The sequence below is a fragment of the Rhizobium sp. PK7-22 genome (assembly GCF_056530405.1).
On sequence record NZ_CP096514.1, the window covers coordinates 3,081,166 to 3,097,641 of the forward strand.

The window sequence follows — 16,476 nt, forward strand, 5'->3', positions numbered from 1 at the left end:
GTTAGCCGCGCCCACGATAGGTCGGCACGCCCTGATCCGGCAGCCAGACGCCCTCCGGCACCGCCCCGGTCTGCCAGAACACGTCGATCGGAATGCCGCCGCGCGGATACCAGTAGGCGCCGATCCGAAGCCATTTCGGCGCCAGCAGGTCAACGATCCGCTTGGCGATATAAACGGAGCAATCCTCGTGGAAGGCACCGTGGTTGCGGAAGGAATGCAGGAAGAGCTTCAGCGACTTCGATTCCACCAGAAAACCATCCGGGATGTAGTCGATGACGATATGCGCGAAATCCGGCTGTCCTGTCATCGGGCAGAGCGAGGTGAACTCCGGCGCCGTGAAGCGCACCACATAATCGGTGCCCTGGTTGCCGTTCGGCACCTTCTCCAGAACCGCGGACTCCGGGTTCTGCGGCGTCTCCACCGCCTGCCCGAGCTGAGAAAGGCTCGAGGTGTCGGTCATGCTCATGGGTCTGTTCCTTCCAGTTTGACTCGGATGCCGTGCGCCTGCTCGCTTTCCGGCTCCACGTGAATGGCAAGGCTTGCGCCCGGTATGGCCTGCTTGATGGCATCCTCGAGGCGATCGCAGATCTCGTGCGCCCTGGCGACCGCCATGTCCGACGGCACCACCAGATGGAAATCGATGAAGGCCGCCGCTCCGGCGCGCCGGGTGCGCAGGTCGTGCACCCCGATCGATCCGGCCGAATGGGCGGTGATCGCCGCACGGATCTCCTCTTCCTCCTCCACTGTCACGGCCCGGTCCATCAGCCCGCCCAGCGAATGCGAGATCACCTTGTAGCCCTGGTAGAGGATGTTGAGCGCCACCAGGATCGCCATGATCGGATCGAGGATCGCGTAACCGGTGAGGATGGCAAGGATCAGGCCGACGAAGACCCCGGCCGAGGTCACCACGTCGGACATGATATGGTGACCGTCGGCGGAAAGCGCCGGCGAGCGGTGTTTCGTGCCGACCCGGATCAGCGCCGTCGCCCAGACGGCATTGATGACCCCGGCGATCGCGTTGATTGCAAGACCCAGCACCGGCGCCTCGGGCAGCGTCGGCGAAGACAGCGCCCCCCAGGCCTCCTGCACGATCAGGAGGGCCGCGACGATGATCAGCGCGCCCTCGACCACCGCCGACATGTATTCGGCCTTGTGATGCCCGAACTGATGGTCCTCGTCGGCGGGCCGCTGCGCATAGCGGATGACGAAATAGGCGATGAAGGCGGCAACCACGTTGACGGTCGATTCCAGCCCGTCCGACAGGAGCGCCACCGATCCCGTCACCCACCAGGCAAGCATCTTCAGCCCCATCACCCCGAGGGCGAGCGGAATGCCCCAGAAGGCCAGCCTTTCGACGATCGGATCTGTTCTCGTGCCCACCATGACGGGTCCATGCCTTTGCGAGTGAATTGCAGGAGCAACGCCCCAGAACGGCGAAACCGCCCGGGCCAGGCCCGGACGGTTTCGTATGGTCGGCGGTATGGCTCAAGCCGGCGGTTTTGTCAAAGCATCCGGCAGTTCGTCCACAACCAGGACTGCGGTTATGCGGCGTGCTCGTACTGGTCAATCTTCTCCAGCTCGCCCTTCAGCGCCTCAGCCTCCTGCTTCAGGTCGAAGCTGTTCTGCAGGTTCATCCAGAACTCAGGTGTGGTCTTGAAAAACCGGGCGAGCCGCAGCGCAGTATCGGGCGTGATCGCCGTCTTCTCCACAACGATCCGCTCGATGCGGGTGCGCGGCACATGGAGCTTCTTGGCAAGCCCATACGGCGACATGTCCATCGGCAGGAGATAAAGATCCCTCAGGATCTCTCCTGGGTGAATTGCCGGAAGGTTGCGGACACTCATCTCCATCTCCTCATCGCCACGCCGTATGTAACACGATACGACAAGACGATGAACTCCTGCCCGCTAATCCGCCGGCTCAGCCGGATTGGTCTGCTGGTCGCCCGCAACCGGCGGCGCCTGCAGGTTTTCGTCCGTCTCCGGCCACATGGTCAATGCCATCACGACGACAACCAGGCCGCCCACCATCCAGATCAGCGCTCTTCTGCTCATGTCTCTTCCCGTTCGGTTCGTGTTTCCACGGCCCTAACTGGAAGAGACACAAAAGGTTGCCGCCCTGAACGCCTGCCTCAGGCCGCCTCCACCTTCCGGCGCCGCGCCAGATTGGCGACCACGTTCTCGATCATCCGCATGCCGGCGTCGTGGCCGAGCGTCATGATTGATTCCGGGTGGAACTGCACCGCCGCGATCGGCTCCTTGACGTGCTCGATGCCCATGATCGTGCCGTCCTCGCTTTCCGCGGTGATGGTGAAGTCAGGATGCAGCGACCGCGGATCGGCGAAGATCGAGTGATAGCGACCGACCGTCACCTCGCGGGCGAGGCCCGAGAAGACGACGCCCGGCTCCAGCACGCGGATGCGCGACGGCTTGCCATGCATGGGAACCGCCAGATGCCGCAGCTCGCCGCCATAGGCTTCCGCCAGCGCCTGCAGCCCGAGGCAGACGCCGAAGATCGGCAGCCCCTTGGCCCGTGCCGTCTTGATCGTCGCCTTGCAGTCGAAATCCTTCGGATTGCCGGGCCCGGGCGACAGCACCACGAGATCCGGATCGATGCGGTCGAAGATCTCTTCCGGCACCGGCGTGCGCACGGTCGAGACCTCCGCCCCCGTCTGGCGGAAATAATTGGCCAGCGTGTGGACGAAACTGTCCTCGTGGTCGACGAGCAGGATGCGCACGCCCTTGCCGACGGGCGCAACGTCACGGATCACCTTGGCCGTGGTACCGGCACGCGCGTCGCGGATGGCCGACAGCATGGCCGAGGCCTTCAGTTCCGTCTCGGCCTCTTCCTCGGCCGGATCGCTGTCGTTGAGCAGCGTCGCACCCGCCCGCACTTCGGCAATGCCGTCCTTGATGCGGATGGTGCGCAACGTCAGCCCGGTGTTCATGTCACCGTTGAAGCCGACCATGCCGATCGCGCCGCCGTACCAGGCGCGCGGGCTCTTCTCGTGGTTCTCGATGAAGCGCATCGCCCAGAGTTTCGGTGCGCCGGTGACGGTCACCGCCCAGGCGTGGCTGAGGAAGCCGTCGAAGGCATCCATGTCTTCGCGAAGCCGCCCCTCGATATGGTCCACCGTGTGGATCAGTCGCGAATACATCTCGATTTGCCGCCGGCCGATGACCTTGACCGAACCCGGCTCGCAGACGCGCGACTTGTCGTTGCGGTCGACATCGGAGCACATCGTCAGCTCGCTCTCGTCCTTCTTGGAGTTCAAGAGCTTGAGGATCTGCTCGCTATCGGCAATCGGGTCCTCGCCGCGCTTGATGGTGCCGGAAATCGGGCAGGTCTCGATGCGCCGGCCCGAGACCCGCACGAACATTTCCGGCGAGGCGCCGACCAGATATTCCTGGTGGCCGAGATTGATGAAGAAGGAATAGGGCGACGGGTTGATCGCCTTCAGCCGGTTGGAGATCTCCGAGGGCTTGCTGTCGCAGCGCTCCAGAAACTTCTGGCCCGGTACCACCTCGAAGAGGTCGCCGCGGCGGAAGCTTTCCTTCGCCTTCGTCACCAGCTCGGCATATTCGCCCGGCCGATGGTCGCCCTTCGGCGGCGTTACGGTGGTGCGCTGGAAGGGTTCCGGCGCGATCTCCTGCGCCTTGCCCTCCGTCGTCACCCCGTCCTTGGCAAAGTCGTAGCGGTCGATCCAGGCCTTGGCCGCATGGTGGTCGACCACCAGGATCTCGTCGGGCAGGTACAGCACCATGTCGCGCTGGTCTTCCGGCCGCTGCATCGACAGCTTGATGGCATCGAACTGGAAGGCAAGATCATAGCCGAAGGCGCCGAACAGGCCGATGGCCGAATCCGCCTCGGAATGGAAGAGGTCCACCACGGCGCGCAGCACGGTGAACACCGTCGGCATCTTCGACCGCTCTTCCTCGGTATAGGCCCGCGAGGGCTCGTTGATGGTGAGGTCGAGGCGACGATCGGTGAGCGTCCCGAGCGTCAGCTCGTCGACACCCTTCAGCGTCTCGACGATGAAGCCGAGCAGCACCTCGCCGCGCCCGTTGAAGGCCTCGATCCAGACGCTGCGGCCATGCGAGGAAATCCCGAGCGGCGGATCGACGATCGCCGTATCCCAGCGGGTGTAGCGGCCCGGATATTCGTAGTTGGAGGAAAACACCGCGCCGCGCCGCTCGTCGAGCTTGTCGACATAGCCGGCCACCGCATCGGCATAGGGCGTGGGGCGCCGCGCGCGGCTGACGGCGATGCCGCCCCTCGTCTCGTAGGTCTCCGAACCGTCGTCCCGAATGATCGTCACCATTTCCTGCTCTCCGAAATCTGTCGCCCGGGACCCTGCGGCGAACAACAAAAAAGCCGCCTCGAAACTCGGGCGGCTTTGGGGTCTTGTCGAATGGACATGACTGGTCAAGGCCGCGTTAGCGTGCCCACCACCAGTTACCGATGTTCATCGAATTGATCATGGGCGAAGAGATAACCCGGACCTTGCGTCACCGCAAGTGGATTTCCTCTGCAATGGCGATGCGACCAAAACCCCTCCCGCCGCGTTGTCCGGTCCCGGCCATCCAACGGAAGAGCCCTCGATGCAGCGTTCCCTCCTTCTTCTCCTGCTCGGCCTGCCGATCATGATCGGCGCATCCGCTTTGCCCAGCGACGGCCCCGTGCCGAAGCCGAAGCCCGCCGAAGCGGCCACCTCCGATGCCCCGCCCCCACCGGCAACCGCCGCGGAGGAGGAGGACGATGACGCCGCCTCTCCGGCAGCGGACAAGGAGGACACCGAGACCGCAGCGCCCGCCTCCGAGGACGCGCAGCCCAACCCCGCCACGGAACCGGTCTCGGAGATCCCGACACCGGAGCCGAAACCCGACACTGGGACCGAGACGCCGGAGCCCGCCGCCCCTGAAAAGCCGGCGGGCGAAGCCCCGGCAATGCCGAAGCCCGGCCCCAGCCAGCCGGACGAGATGAAAGCGGAGGACAAAAAGCCGGAAGAGCCGAAGGAACCGTCGCCGCCACCCCCGCCACCGGTCGAGAAGGAGGATCAGGCAGCCCTGAAGGCCTGCCTGGCGGATCTCGCCACGCTCGGCACGAAGTTCAAGACGGCGGCACGTATCGATGAGGGCGACGGCTGCGGCATCGACCAACCGATCGAGGTGGCGGAAGCCCTGCCCGGCATCGATACCGGCGGCGCCCAGATGCGCTGCGAAACCGCCCGCGCGCTCGGCCACTGGCTGAAGGACACCGTCCAGCCGGCGCTGAGGATCGCCATGCCGGAACGCCGCATCACTGGCCTCACCACCGGCTCCACCTATGCCTGCCGCCTGCGCAACAGCGCATCGACCGGCAAAACGTCCGAACACGCCAAGGGCAATGCCATCGACATTGCCGCCTTCCGGCTCGACGACGGATCGGAAGTGACGATGAAGCCGCGTGCCGAGGACGGCACCCTGGAAGGCGCCTTCCAGCGCACCGCGAGCGCCGGCGCCTGCCTCCACTTCACCACCGTCCTCTCCCCCGGCAGCGACCCCACCCACATGGACCACCTGCATCTCGATGTGCTGGAGCGGGAGAGCGGGTATAGGTATTGCCGGTAGGAAGCGCAAGGGTGGAGGGCCTGTCTTGCGCCATTTGCGTAGATGGCTGTGCTGTCGATGACGATCGCAGTCCGCCCTGTTGCGAGCCTCCGGTGAATTTTCGGTCGTCGTTTGATCCCCGATGGAGAGGTCTGCGGCCCAGGCCGCTTCCCGAGAATATCAATGCTGTGCGGTCGGGCGCACAACGATGCTCCCGATTTCGACCTCAGCCGGTTGTTCGATCGCAAATGCTATCGCCCGTGCGATCGCTGTCGGTGATATGGCAAGCTCCTCCTTTTGCTTCAGGATTGCCGCTCTGATATCCGGGTCGGCTATAGCGGTATCCGCGAAGGTCGTGTCGATGAAACCCGGAGATATTTCCGTCACACGCAAGTTCTTGCCCGACTCCTGCCGCAGGGCTTCAGTGGCTGTCCGCACTGCATTCTTGGTCGCTGCGTAGACGCCCATCGTCGGCACGATCTTGAGGCCAGCCGTTGATACGATGTTGATCACGTGCCCGCTATCCTGGCGCGCAAACACGGGCAAGGCCGCAGCGATACCGTAGAGCGCGCCCTTCAGGTTCACATCGATCATGGCGTCCCAGTCATCAACCTTCAGCGCGTCGAAGCACGAGAGCGGCCCGATGCCCGCATTGTTGACGATGACGTCGAGCCGCCCGAAACGCTCGCAGGCAAGGCTGACCAGTAGGTCGAGATCAGCGCGCTTGGTCACGTCGACGGCCCGATAGACGGCTTCGCCGCCCGCCGCTTCGATCTCTCCTGCCACAGCGGCGATCTCCGCTTCGCTTCGTGCACCGAGCACAAGACGCGCGCCTCGCGAGGCAAGGTGGATAGCGGTGGCCCGGCCAATGCCGCGCCCGGCTCCGGTAATGGCAACGATCTTGTTTTCTATGGTCACAATTGGGCTCCATCTTCTGCATCAAAAGTCAGATCTATGCAGTACAGACCGGAGGATCTATGCTGGAACGGCCATGTTTTTATCGCGATCCGCCAAAACCATTGCCGATCCGTTCACCGAGGTTCTCGCGGCCCTTGGTGCGCGAAGCGTTCGCGGGACCGGGCTCGAAGCGGCGGGCGACTGGGCACTGGCCTTCGACGGGCGAATGCGATTGAAGTTCGTTGCCGTCACACGCGGCCGATGCTGGCTTCTGTTCGCCGATCATTTGCCGCAAGAACTTGTAGAAGGCGATGTGGTTCTCATCAGCAACACGCGCTACGCGGTCGCCAGTAACCCGGCGGTCGAACCGGTCGATGGCATGCCGCTCTATGCGTCAGCAGGACACGATATGGTACGTCTCGGCAGTGCAGACGAGACGTCATTGATAGGCGGCGGCAGCAGCTTTGCGGATAGCAGCGCCGCATTCGTTCTGGATGCGCTGCCGAAGTTTCTGCGCGTCGATCGGGCATCGTCCACCGCGGAGGCCGTCGCGAGGACGCTGAACGCTCTGAGGACGGAGGTCGCCCACGCGGAACTGGGTGGTCCGCTCGTCGCCGAGCGACTGGCGGAAATCCTCGTCGTCGCGGCCGTCCGTGCTTTCGTGGCCACCGGTCCGAGAGCCAGCGTCGGGTGGATCACCGCACTTGCGGACCCACAGATCGGCAAGGCGCTCAGACTGTTGCACGGCGATGTCGCATACTGTTGGACAGTGCCAATGCTGGCATCCGAAGTCGGCATGTCGCGCTCGGCCTTCACGCAGCGCTTCAACGAACGCGTCGGCCGTCCACCTCTCGACTACCTCACTCACTGGCGCATGGTTCTGGCGCAGCGAAAGCTCACCGAGGGCCAGACCGTCGCCGCAGTTGCCACCGCAGTCGGCTACAACTCCCAGAGCGCCTTTGCTCATGCCTTCAAGCGAACTATGGGGCGGACGCCGCGGTCAGATAGCCGTTGAGAGAACCGCCATCCCGTCACCTAGATCCCAGCTCAGAACAACCCCTCCACATTCCCGTCATCGTTCAGGAAAATCCGCTCCGCTGCAGGCGCGCTCGGCAGCCCCGGCATGGTCATGATCTCGCCGGTGATGGCGACGACGAAGCCGGCGCCGGCCGAAAGCCGCACCTCGCGCACATGCACCACATGGCCCTCCGGTGCGCCGCGCAGCGTCGGATCGGTCGAGAAGGAATACTGCGTCTTGGCGATGCACACCGGCAGCTCGCCGTAGCCCTGCGCCTCCCAGGCGGCAAGCTGGTCGCGGACCGTCTTGTCGGCCGTCACCTCGCCGGCGTGATAGATCTTCGACGCCACCGTCTCGATCTTCTCCATCAGCGGCATGGCGTCAGGATAAAGCGGCTTGAAATCCGCCTGGCCGCCGTCGGCAAGCTCCACCACCCGCTCGGCGAGCTCGGTGATGCCGGCGGAGCCCTCCGCCCAGTGGCGGCAGAGGATCGCGTCGGCGCCATGGCGGGACACGTAATCCTGCACGGCCGCCACCTCGGCATCGGTGTCCGTGGTGAAGTGGTTGATCGCCACCACCACCGGAACGCCGAAGCGGCGCACATTGGCGATGTGCCGGCCGAGGTTGGCGCAGCCGCGCGTCAGAGCGGCCACGTCTTCCGCGCCGAGAGCCTCCTTGGCGACGCCGCCGTTCATCTTCAGCGCCCGAACCGTCGCGACGATCACCGCCGCGGCAGGCTTCAGCCCGGCCTTGCGGCACTTGATGTCGAAGAATTTTTCCGCCCCCAGATCCGCCCCGAAGCCCGCTTCCGTCACCACATAGTCGCCGAGCTTCAGTGCCGCCTTGGTGGCGATCACCGAATTGCAGCCATGGGCGATGTTGGCGAAGGGTCCGCCGTGCACGAAGGCCGGGTTATTCTCCAGCGTCTGCACCAGGTTCGGCTGCATGGCATCCTTCAGCAGCACGGCCATGGCACCGTCCGCCTTCAGGTCGCGGGCAAACACCGGCGTCTTGTCGCGGCGATAGGCGACGATGATGGCGCCCAGCCGCTGCTCCAGATCCTCGAAATCCTCCGCCAGGCAGAGGATGGCCATCACCTCGGAGGCAACCGTGATGTCGAAGCCGCTTTCGCGCGGAAAACCGTTGGAAACCCCGCCGAGCGCACTGACCATCTGCCGCAGCGCCCGGTCGTTCATGTCCATTGCCCGCCGCCAGGTAATGCGCCGCACGTCGATGTCCAGCGCATTGCCCCAGTAGAGGTGGTTGTCGATCATCGCCGCGAGCAAATTGTGCGCCGAGGTGATCGCGTGGAAGTCGCCGGTGAAGTGGAGATTGATGTCCTCCATCGGGATGACCTGCGCATGGCCGCCGCCGGCAGCGCCCCCCTTCATCCCGAAGCAGGGGCCGAGCGAGGGCTCGCGCACGCAGATGACCGCCTTTTTGCCGATCCGGTTCAGCCCGTCGCCGAGACCGACGGTGGTCGTCGTCTTGCCTTCGCCGGCGGGCGTCGGGTTGATGGCCGTCACCAGGATCAGCCTGCCGTCCGGCCGGTCCGACAGCCCGTGGATGAAGTCGGCGCTGACTTTCGCCTTGTCGTGGCCGTAGGGCGCAAGCTGCTCTGCCGGAATGCCGAGAGCAGCGCCCACCTCCATGATCGGCTTCTTCCGTGCCATGCGCGCAATTTCGATATCGGACTTCACCGCCGCCATGTCGTCATCCCCTTGGCATTTTCGCGTGGTGAATTGGACACAGGGAGCGCCGGGACACAAGCCGCTGCCACCGGCCATCCCCGACTTTGCCGGCTGGAAGGAGCAACTCTACCAATAGGTGTATTTACGATTGCAAATTACCTGAAGATGTAGATACTGATTGCGGACACTGGGGGAAGATCATGAACATCATCGTATGCTGTGACGGCACCTGGAATACACCCGACGCGATGGAGGACGGGGTGCCGAGCCCGACCAATGTCGTCAAGCTCTACAACGCGCTCGCGCAGACGGACGATGCCGGTGCGGAACAGAAGTTCTATTACCACCCCGGCGTCGGCACGGACGGCAGCTGGATCGACCGGGCACTCGGCGGCAGCACCGGCAAGGGCCTCGATCGCAACATCATGAGCGGCTACCATTGGCTCGCCCGCAACTATCGGGAGGGCGACGCGATCTGGCTGTTCGGCTTCAGCCGCGGCGCCTATACGGTGCGCAGCCTCGGCGGCATGATCTCCAAGTGCGGCCTGCTCGATCTGCCGGGCTCAAAGGTGCCGGAGAACAAGGTCTGGGACGCGATCGAGCAGATCTTCGACGCCTATCGTGCCGATGATCCTAGCCCCTTCGTCGACAGCAAGGAACGCCGGTTCCACAATACCGCCGACGGCGCTCCCCCGGCCGGGAAGACCCCGGTCCATTTCATCGGCGTCTGGGATACGGTCGGCGCTCTCGGCATACCCGACGATCTGGCGCTCCTGAACCTGCTCGACAACCCGGGAAACCATCGCTTCCACAACACGCAGCTCGGACCGGCGGTCCGGAACGCCCGCCATGCGGTGGCGATCGACGAGTTCCGGCAAAGCTTCCTGCCGACGCTGTGGGAAAAGCCCGAGGATTGGACCGGATCACTGAAGCAGGTCTGGTTTCCCGGCGCTCATGGTGATGTCGGCGGCGGCTACAGCCAGTCCGGTCTCTCCGACGGCGCGCTATACTGGATGATGCAGGAAGCTGAAGCTCTCGGGCTCCGCTTTGCCGACGGCGCGATTAACCAGCTCGATCCAAACCCGCGCGGCCTCCTGCATGATTCCGTTACCGGCTTGTTCAAGGCACTGAAGACCCGACCGCGGGCAGCCCCTCGTGTGTCTGATCCGCCCTCCCCAGACGTCCATGCCTCGGCAGTCGACCGTCACCGCAACCCGCCGCTCGCGCAGGGCCGCTACCGACCGGGAAAGACGCTTCCGGCGACCATCGACATCTTCGCCCGCGAGCGATGGAACGACACCGGTGTCTATCTTCAGGCGGGGAAAAGCTACCGCCTCAAGGCCACCGGAGAATGGACCGACGCCTCCATCAAATGCGGCCCGGGCGGAGCAAAGGACGGCAAGTTCCAGGCCGCCGAGATCGCCCATGTCGCCTCCTCCGCCTGGGGTGGCGTCGAGACGCTGTGGAAGAAGCTCACCGGCAACAGGCAGCTCGATTTCTGGTGGACGCGGCGCGAGGAACGGATGGAGTGGTTCTGCCTCGTCGGCCTGATCGCCAATAACGTGCCACCGCCGCAGACGGACGAGGACCAGAAGATCGAACGCCTGCCGCATGAGGTCTTCAAGATCGGCGAGGGCGTGACCCTGAAGCCGAAGGGATCCGGCTATCTCTACTGCTTCGCCAACGACGCCTGGCAGGCCTATGACAACAACCGCGGCAGCGTCCAGCTGACGATCTCCGAGGTCTGAGATCTTCGAGAACGAGAGGGCGGCGCGACCTGGTCGCACCGCCCTACTCTCACACCTTGTACCTTCTCCTAGAACCGCTGAGTCAGCGAGATCTTGAAGGACCGGCCCGGCTCGGAATAGAACTCCCGGGCCTGTGTGGCGCTGTTCGAGCGAACCGAGGTATAGTCGTAATAGGTCTTGTCGAAGACGTTGTAGATCCCGGCATTGATCTTCAGCCCCTTCATCTGCTCCGGCTCCCACCAGGCGGTGAGGTCGACGATGCCGTAGCCCGGCGTCTCGAAGTAGCTGGTGCCGGTCGGGCCCTTGCCATCATCCTCGCGTGAGGCGCCGACGCCGATCCAGTCGAGGCCCAGGCCCCAGACGTCGGTGTCGTAGCCGACGCTTGCGACCGCCTTGAGAGGTGCGACGGAGCGGATGAAGGTATCATTGGTCAGATCATTGCCGCGGGTATAGGCAAGCCCCGCACCGACCCGGAATCCGCTGTCGAAGCGCTTGTGCGCGGCCAGTTCCACCCCGAAGGTTTCAGCATCCGAGATGTTGTCGTAGCCGGTGATGCCGGCCGGGTAGGAGCCCGGGAAACCGCGGGCGGCCGCTTCGGCCGACGTGATGCTCACCACGTCGATGAAATTCTTGTAGCGATTGTAGAACGCCGAGACACGCCCGCCGAATTCATCGTCGCCCAGCTGTGCGCCGATCTCGAAGCCATTGCTCGTTTCGGTCTCCAGGTCGGGATTGCCAAGCCGCAGATAGGTGCCGGTTCCGCCGTAGGCGCTGTAGAGCTCGCTTGCCGAAGGGGCACGGAAGCCCATCGCCCATTGACCGTAGATCTGGATATCCGGCTGCACATCATAGGTCAGACGCAGTTTCGGCGAGATTCCGCTGTCCTGGAAACCGTCCGGCAGGGCCGGGTTCGTGTAGTTGCGGTCGAACGCGTCGGTCATGACCGGCTCGTGGCGGACCCAGTCGAAACGAACGCCGGGGGTCAGCGTGAAGCCCGTCGATCCCAGCGAAATGTCGTCGTCGAGATACAGGCCGATGCGGTCGCTTTCCACCTTCGGCGTGTCCGCCTGGTTCGTGTGCAGGAAGGAGCATGTCGCAAACGGTCGGTAAGGCGGTGGCGGGCACTCGTCGTAGCCCGAGGAATATTGCTCCCTGACGCCCGATGCGATGTCGAACCCGAAGGTCAGCAGATGGTTCAGGTCACCCGTCGCGAACTCGCTCTGCGCGGCACCGACAAGGCCGATCGTCCGCTCTTCATTGTCGTTTTCGCGACCGATGGGACCCACGACGCTCGTCGAGCGGTAACCGTCGTAACCTTCCATGGTGGCCTGGTTCATCCAGTAGAGCGACGCCCAGGCATTGGAGATCGGCGCGTTATCGGACTCTGCCTCGAAGCGATAGTCCAGCGAAACCCGGTCCCGCTCCGTCTCCTTCTTGGAGGTGTAGTTCCCGGGCAGGAAGTTGTCGCTGGCGCCCAGAACGGCACGCTGCTCGGTGCGCGTGTCGGTCTTGCTGTCCTTGCGGAAGCGTTCGGCCGTCAGCCCGATCGTGTGGCCGCCTTCCAGCTCCTGCTGCAGCTTGAACAGCAGGTTGTGCTGGTCGAAATCGGCAGGATTGGCCTCTGTGCGGGTGGGTCCGTAGCCGCCGACGTCGCCATTCGTCTTGCGCTCATGGCCGTTCTTGTAGCTGCCTTGGAACATGACCGACGTTTGGCCGATCCGCTTGGCGACCGCTGCCGAGCTTTCCCAGCTGTTGTCCGCACTGTCGAAGGTCAGCTTGGTAACGCCACCCCAGTCCCTGCCCTCGCCGATCAGGTCCTCTGGCGTGAGCGTTCTAAGGCCGAGTACGCCGCCAAGGGCGCCCGGTCCGGCCCGGCTGGAGTCGGCCCCGCGCATGACGTCGACCGCAGACAGCGAGCTGAAGCTGAAGGCGTCCACACCGCCATTGGCGCCGCGCGTGGCATCGAAGAGATAGGGAACCGGAATGCCGTCGATCGTCGTCAGGACCCGATTGCCTTCCAGGCCGCGAATGTTGACAGCGCCCGTGGAACGATTGAAGCCGACACCCGGCTCCGCGGAGCGGCCCAGATCCTCGATGCTGGTGATCTGCCTGTCTTCGATTTCCGCCCGGGTCGTCTCCGTCGCCAGCGGCGTGTCCGCCATCCCGCCTGCCGGCACCGCCACCCGCTTGCCCTTCACCACGATCGTCTGCAGGACGGTTTCGTTTGCCGCCGCAGGCTCTTGCGCTCTGCTGTGTGCAGCCGAAAGCACGGCGACGGCTGTGCAGGCCATGAGCAGTTTTGTTGTTGTCCGGGAGGTCATGATGTTCCTTTCGAAAATGGGCGTGCAACATCGCCGGCGTGCGACGGCACGCCGCTCAGGAAGCGGTCGGTGGACGGTTCAGTGGTGGTGGCAGGCAGGCGTGCCCTTGTTCCGCCATCTAAAAAACATGATTCATTTTGTCAACTTAATTATCATGACAAATTGACTCATCTTTTATGGAAGTGCTTCACGGCTCGTTAAGTTTCGTTTGAAACATGAAGTTCTCGGACCACCGTCAGCATTAAGTAGAAATTGCCACGCCGTCCGGACCCGGATAAGGGAAAGTGACATATTGTCGTAAATCCCCAAGGACTGCGCCCCTGCAGTCGTGCGGCAACAACACGGGAAGCCGCAAGCGAGCAGATTTGTCAGCTACAGGAATAGAAAAGCCGGAGAGGCAAACAGCCCTCAATGACGTTATTTCGGCTGCCAGCTCTCAGGCAGACGTTTTGGCTGCGCTCGAGCAGACTGCCCAAGCGTTCGGTTTTTCCTTCGTGACGCTGCTGATCAGGCCAACGCGGCCTGACGACCTCCTGGCAAGATTGCTGATCCAGACCACCCTACCCTCCCAGTTCGTCCAGGAGTTCGACCAGAGCCGCTTTCTGTCTGTGTCTCCGGTCATGCCCTTGCTGTTCTCCATGCTGCCACGCACCTGGACCCTGGAATCGGCTGAAATGCTGAACCAGGACTCCTTTCCACCGGAATTGGTACAGCTGTTGCGCCGCTTCGGCATGAAGACGGCGGCCGTCATGCCGCTCCACTCGCTGGAGGGAGAGCGCTTCCTGCTGCAGTTCGATGGGGAGCGTCCCGCGGTGGAACAGCCGGAACTCAACGAGCTAGGCATGATCGCCCTGCACGCCTTCGACGTCTTCGAGAAGCTGCGCCGCGCCGAGCGCTTTACCCTGCCGGGCCCTTTGTCGGCCCGCGAGCTCGAGGTCGTTCGCTGGACCGCCCAGGGGAAGACCTCGGTGGAGATCGGCCGCATCCTGTCGCTCTCCGATCACACCGTCAACGCGCATATGACCAACGCCATCAAGAAGATGGACTGCGTCAACCGCACCCAGTTGGTGGCAAAGGCGATCCGCCTCGGCCTGATCAACTAGCCGTCGCTCTCAGCGATCGAGCACCGAACGCACCTCCACGAGGTTGGAGCGCACCCGCAGGATATAGAAACCCATCGTCGCCAGATGCGTCGGCATGATCCAACCGTCCTCGCGGCCGTTGGAGATGATCGCCGGCTGGATGCGCAGCGCCGAACGGAACTGGGTCAGCGTCTCCGTCCACAGCGGCCCCAGGTTGCGCTCCCGGATGACTTGCGAGAAGTCGGCGCTGGCCGCCGACAGGACTGCGTAGTAGCCGTAGAGCTGGCCATAGGCGAACCAGAACCGGTCGTCGGCCCGGGTGTCGAACCAGCCGGAATTGAAGTTTTCCGAGCGTTCTCGCAGGATCGCGGACGTGCTGCCCAGGTCGTTGGCAATCCGGTCGATGAACTGCACGAGGTTGTCGGCTCGCGTGTCGAAGGTCGCGTTGCAGGCGGTGAGCTCCACATTGAACGCGCGAAACCCCTCGATGGCAGTCCGGTAATAGCTCGGCGTCGGCGTCTTCGGGCCGAAGGGGCTCAAGCCGAAATACCAGGAATATTCGTCGAACTGCAGGTTGTTGCGGGCGTCCTGAAGCTCGCTGTTGATGCCGGACGTGCCCCGCATGCGCGCCAGCGTGTCCACCAGTTCGACCGAGGTCCGGCGCACCGCCTGGTTTACGCCCCGCTGGAACGACGCCTTGTTGTCGAGGAAGGGCGTATGATCCCAGTCGATGCCGAACAGGCCGAGCCGATAGAGCAGCATCGACGATATCCAGGCGTTCTGGTTCACATTCGCATCGGTCAGTTCTGCGATGGCGTCCACGATGGCCGAGGACTGGCACTGCTGTGCCGCCACGGGCAACGTGCCTGGAACGGGAGTTGCGCCAGTCTCGGTTCCGGCAGGCGCGGCGTCGGGCGACACCGGCGCCGCAGCCAAGATCTGCTGCCCGGCCGGTATCGTCCGCTCCGACCAGCGATATTCATCGACAAAATCCGGGTCGAAGCCCGTCCAGACCTGGGTCTGCCAGAAGAAGTACCCGTAAAGACCGGCAAACAGCACGAAGATCGCCGCAAGCGGCGCCTTGATGATCCAGCTGCGCCCGGCATACCAGCCATGGACCGCGAGGAAAGGCCAGACCAGCCATGCCACCAGCAAGCCAAAGCCGCGACCTATTGCGCCCAATATGCGCTGGAAGAATTGCACGATCGGGTCAAGCATGCTGCACCTCAGGGTTGGCCAAAATGGTCTGCTCGCCGCTTGCCGCTCCGTCCCCGAGATCGTCGAAAGCGGCACGGAAGCGGGCGTCTATCCCTGCCCTGCGCCGCTCGATCTCGATGCTCGACAGCATGTCGTTCTCTTGGAGTTCGATCAGCGGGCGCAGATGCGCAAGGAGCGCCTTGTCCAGCCCCGGTGAGGATCCGGGGTTGGCACCTTCGTCCGCGAGGACGTGGGACAGTACGATGGCGCGCTCGGCCTCCAGCGTCAGCTTGTTCACCAGCCCGTTCATCTCGCGCACCTGCCGGTTGAGGTTCGCCGCCAGATCCTGGATCGCCTGCAGGCTGTCCTCTACCTGCCGCGAGACGGCGCTTGTTTCCCGCTCCTCCCGTTCTGCAGAAGCGATCAGGTTTTCGGCCAGTTGTGTCCGATGGCCGATCAGCTCCACAAGATCAGACTCCACCGCATGTCGCAGAGCGAGGATACGCTCTCGCCGCGCCAGCAGCAGGCCGTAGAGACCGTCGGCCAGCATCAGTGCTTCGCCGAGCGATCGTGCCTTGGGGCCAGCCGTTCGAGCCCCGCGCATCGACAGCACCTGCGAGAACGCAATGCGAAGCCGTTCGGATCTCGTCGGTTGCGGCTTGTCCTCCCGCGGCGCCACGGCCTCGTTGTTGCGGTCCGCCACCGCCAGAACGAGGTTCACCAGCGTCTGCCGAACAGACGTCCAGGACAGCGGGATCGTATCGAACCTGGTTTTCGCCGCCGCACCTATGCTGCCCTTGTCGCGTGCGGCTCCGGCAACGTCCTGCGCCGCCTGCCCGATCTGCTGGTCGAGCGCCTCCAGCGTGCCGGTAAGGGCCACCAGCGCGCCTTCAATGCCTTTTGCCCTACCCATCGCGATCCCCGGAGCCGATTC

At 63.9% G+C, this 16,476-nt stretch carries 15 protein-coding genes; 5 read left to right on the forward strand and 10 right to left on the reverse strand.

Translation table 11 applies throughout. From position 1 onward, the window contains the following. Nucleotide 1: 1 nt before the first annotated feature. From queF to M1E10_RS19845, 5 genes are all read right to left on the reverse strand, one after another. Nucleotides 2–466, reverse strand: coding sequence for a preQ(1) synthase (gene queF / locus M1E10_RS19825; RefSeq protein ID WP_499174514.1), 465 nt, complete (start codon nucleotides 464–466; stop codon nucleotides 2–4). Beyond that, complete coding sequence (locus M1E10_RS19830; RefSeq protein WP_499174515.1) at nucleotides 463–1,383, reverse strand: cation diffusion facilitator family transporter; 921 nt, start codon at nucleotides 1,381–1,383, stop codon at nucleotides 463–465. Before M1E10_RS19830 ends, queF begins: the two co-directional genes overlap by 4 nt. 158 nt (nucleotides 1,384–1,541) lie before the next feature. Next, on the reverse strand, nucleotides 1,542–1,844 hold the full coding sequence (locus M1E10_RS19835) for a helix-turn-helix transcriptional regulator (protein WP_499174516.1): 303 nt from the start codon (nucleotides 1,842–1,844) through the stop codon (nucleotides 1,542–1,544). A gap of 63 nt (nucleotides 1,845–1,907) precedes the next feature. Beyond that, complete coding sequence (locus M1E10_RS19840) at nucleotides 1,908–2,054, reverse strand: hypothetical protein (RefSeq protein ID WP_158001928.1); 147 nt, start codon at nucleotides 2,052–2,054, stop codon at nucleotides 1,908–1,910. Between the two features lie 77 nt (nucleotides 2,055–2,131). Further along, on the reverse strand, nucleotides 2,132–4,321 hold the full coding sequence (locus tag M1E10_RS19845; protein WP_499174517.1) for an anthranilate synthase: 2,190 nt from the start codon (nucleotides 4,319–4,321) through the stop codon (nucleotides 2,132–2,134). A 280-nt stretch (nucleotides 4,322–4,601) separates the two neighbouring features. Here M1E10_RS19845 and M1E10_RS19850 point away from each other — a divergent pair, with 280 nt between their 5' ends. Further along, nucleotides 4,602–5,609 (forward strand): extensin-like domain-containing protein, encoded by a 1,008-nt coding sequence (locus M1E10_RS19850; RefSeq protein WP_499174518.1) that lies wholly within the window; start codon nucleotides 4,602–4,604, stop codon nucleotides 5,607–5,609. Between the two features lie 159 nt (nucleotides 5,610–5,768). Here M1E10_RS19850 and M1E10_RS19855 read toward each other — a convergent pair whose 3' ends face one another. Then, entirely contained in the window at nucleotides 5,769–6,506 is a 738-nt protein-coding gene (locus tag M1E10_RS19855) for an SDR family oxidoreductase (RefSeq protein WP_499174519.1), read from the reverse strand. Between the two features lie 73 nt (nucleotides 6,507–6,579). Here M1E10_RS19855 and M1E10_RS19860 point away from each other — a divergent pair, with 73 nt between their 5' ends. After that, the gene (locus M1E10_RS19860) at nucleotides 6,580–7,500 is read left to right on the forward strand and encodes an AraC family transcriptional regulator (protein WP_499174520.1); all 921 of its coding nucleotides are present in this window, start codon (nucleotides 6,580–6,582) and stop codon (nucleotides 7,498–7,500) included. Nucleotides 7,501–7,532: 32 nt separating this feature from the next. Here the strand turns inward: M1E10_RS19860 and M1E10_RS19865 are convergent, their stop codons facing one another. Beyond that, entirely contained in the window at nucleotides 7,533–9,212 is a 1,680-nt protein-coding gene (locus M1E10_RS19865) for a formate--tetrahydrofolate ligase (RefSeq protein ID WP_499174521.1), read from the reverse strand. Nucleotides 9,213–9,394: 182 nt separating this feature from the next. Between M1E10_RS19865 and M1E10_RS19870 the strand changes: the two genes are divergently transcribed. Beyond that, nucleotides 9,395–10,942 carry a T6SS phospholipase effector Tle1-like catalytic domain-containing protein gene (locus M1E10_RS19870; RefSeq protein ID WP_499174522.1) on the forward strand — a complete coding sequence of 516 codons (1,548 nt, stop codon included), beginning with the start codon at nucleotides 9,395–9,397 and terminating at the stop codon, nucleotides 10,940–10,942. A 68-nt stretch (nucleotides 10,943–11,010) separates the two neighbouring features. Here the strand turns inward: M1E10_RS19870 and M1E10_RS19875 are convergent, their stop codons facing one another. Continuing rightward, a complete protein-coding gene (locus tag M1E10_RS19875; RefSeq protein WP_499174523.1) occupies nucleotides 11,011–13,233 on the reverse strand; it encodes a porin family protein in 2,223 nt (740 codons plus the stop codon). Between M1E10_RS19875 and M1E10_RS19880 the strand changes: the two genes are divergently transcribed. Both M1E10_RS19880 and M1E10_RS19885 read left to right on the forward strand, forming a co-directional pair. Then, the gene (locus tag M1E10_RS19880; protein ID WP_499174524.1) at nucleotides 13,232–13,429 is read left to right on the forward strand and encodes a hypothetical protein; all 198 of its coding nucleotides are present in this window, start codon (nucleotides 13,232–13,234) and stop codon (nucleotides 13,427–13,429) included. The two genes, M1E10_RS19875 and M1E10_RS19880, sit on opposite strands and share 2 nt — an antisense overlap. A 283-nt stretch (nucleotides 13,430–13,712) precedes the next feature. After that, nucleotides 13,713–14,366, forward strand: a complete 654-nt coding sequence (locus M1E10_RS19885) for a helix-turn-helix transcriptional regulator (protein ID WP_499174525.1) — start codon at nucleotides 13,713–13,715, stop codon at nucleotides 14,364–14,366. Between the two features lie 9 nt (nucleotides 14,367–14,375). On the opposite strand, the gene M1E10_RS19890 is transcribed toward M1E10_RS19885, so the two are convergent. Next, nucleotides 14,376–15,563 carry a DUF2333 family protein gene (locus M1E10_RS19890; protein ID WP_499174526.1) on the reverse strand — a complete coding sequence of 396 codons (1,188 nt, stop codon included), beginning with the start codon at nucleotides 15,561–15,563 and terminating at the stop codon, nucleotides 14,376–14,378. After that, complete coding sequence (locus M1E10_RS19895; RefSeq protein WP_499174527.1) at nucleotides 15,556–16,455, reverse strand: hypothetical protein; 900 nt, start codon at nucleotides 16,453–16,455, stop codon at nucleotides 15,556–15,558. Before M1E10_RS19895 ends, M1E10_RS19890 begins: the two co-directional genes overlap by 8 nt. Between the last annotated feature and the right edge of the window lie 21 nt (nucleotides 16,456–16,476).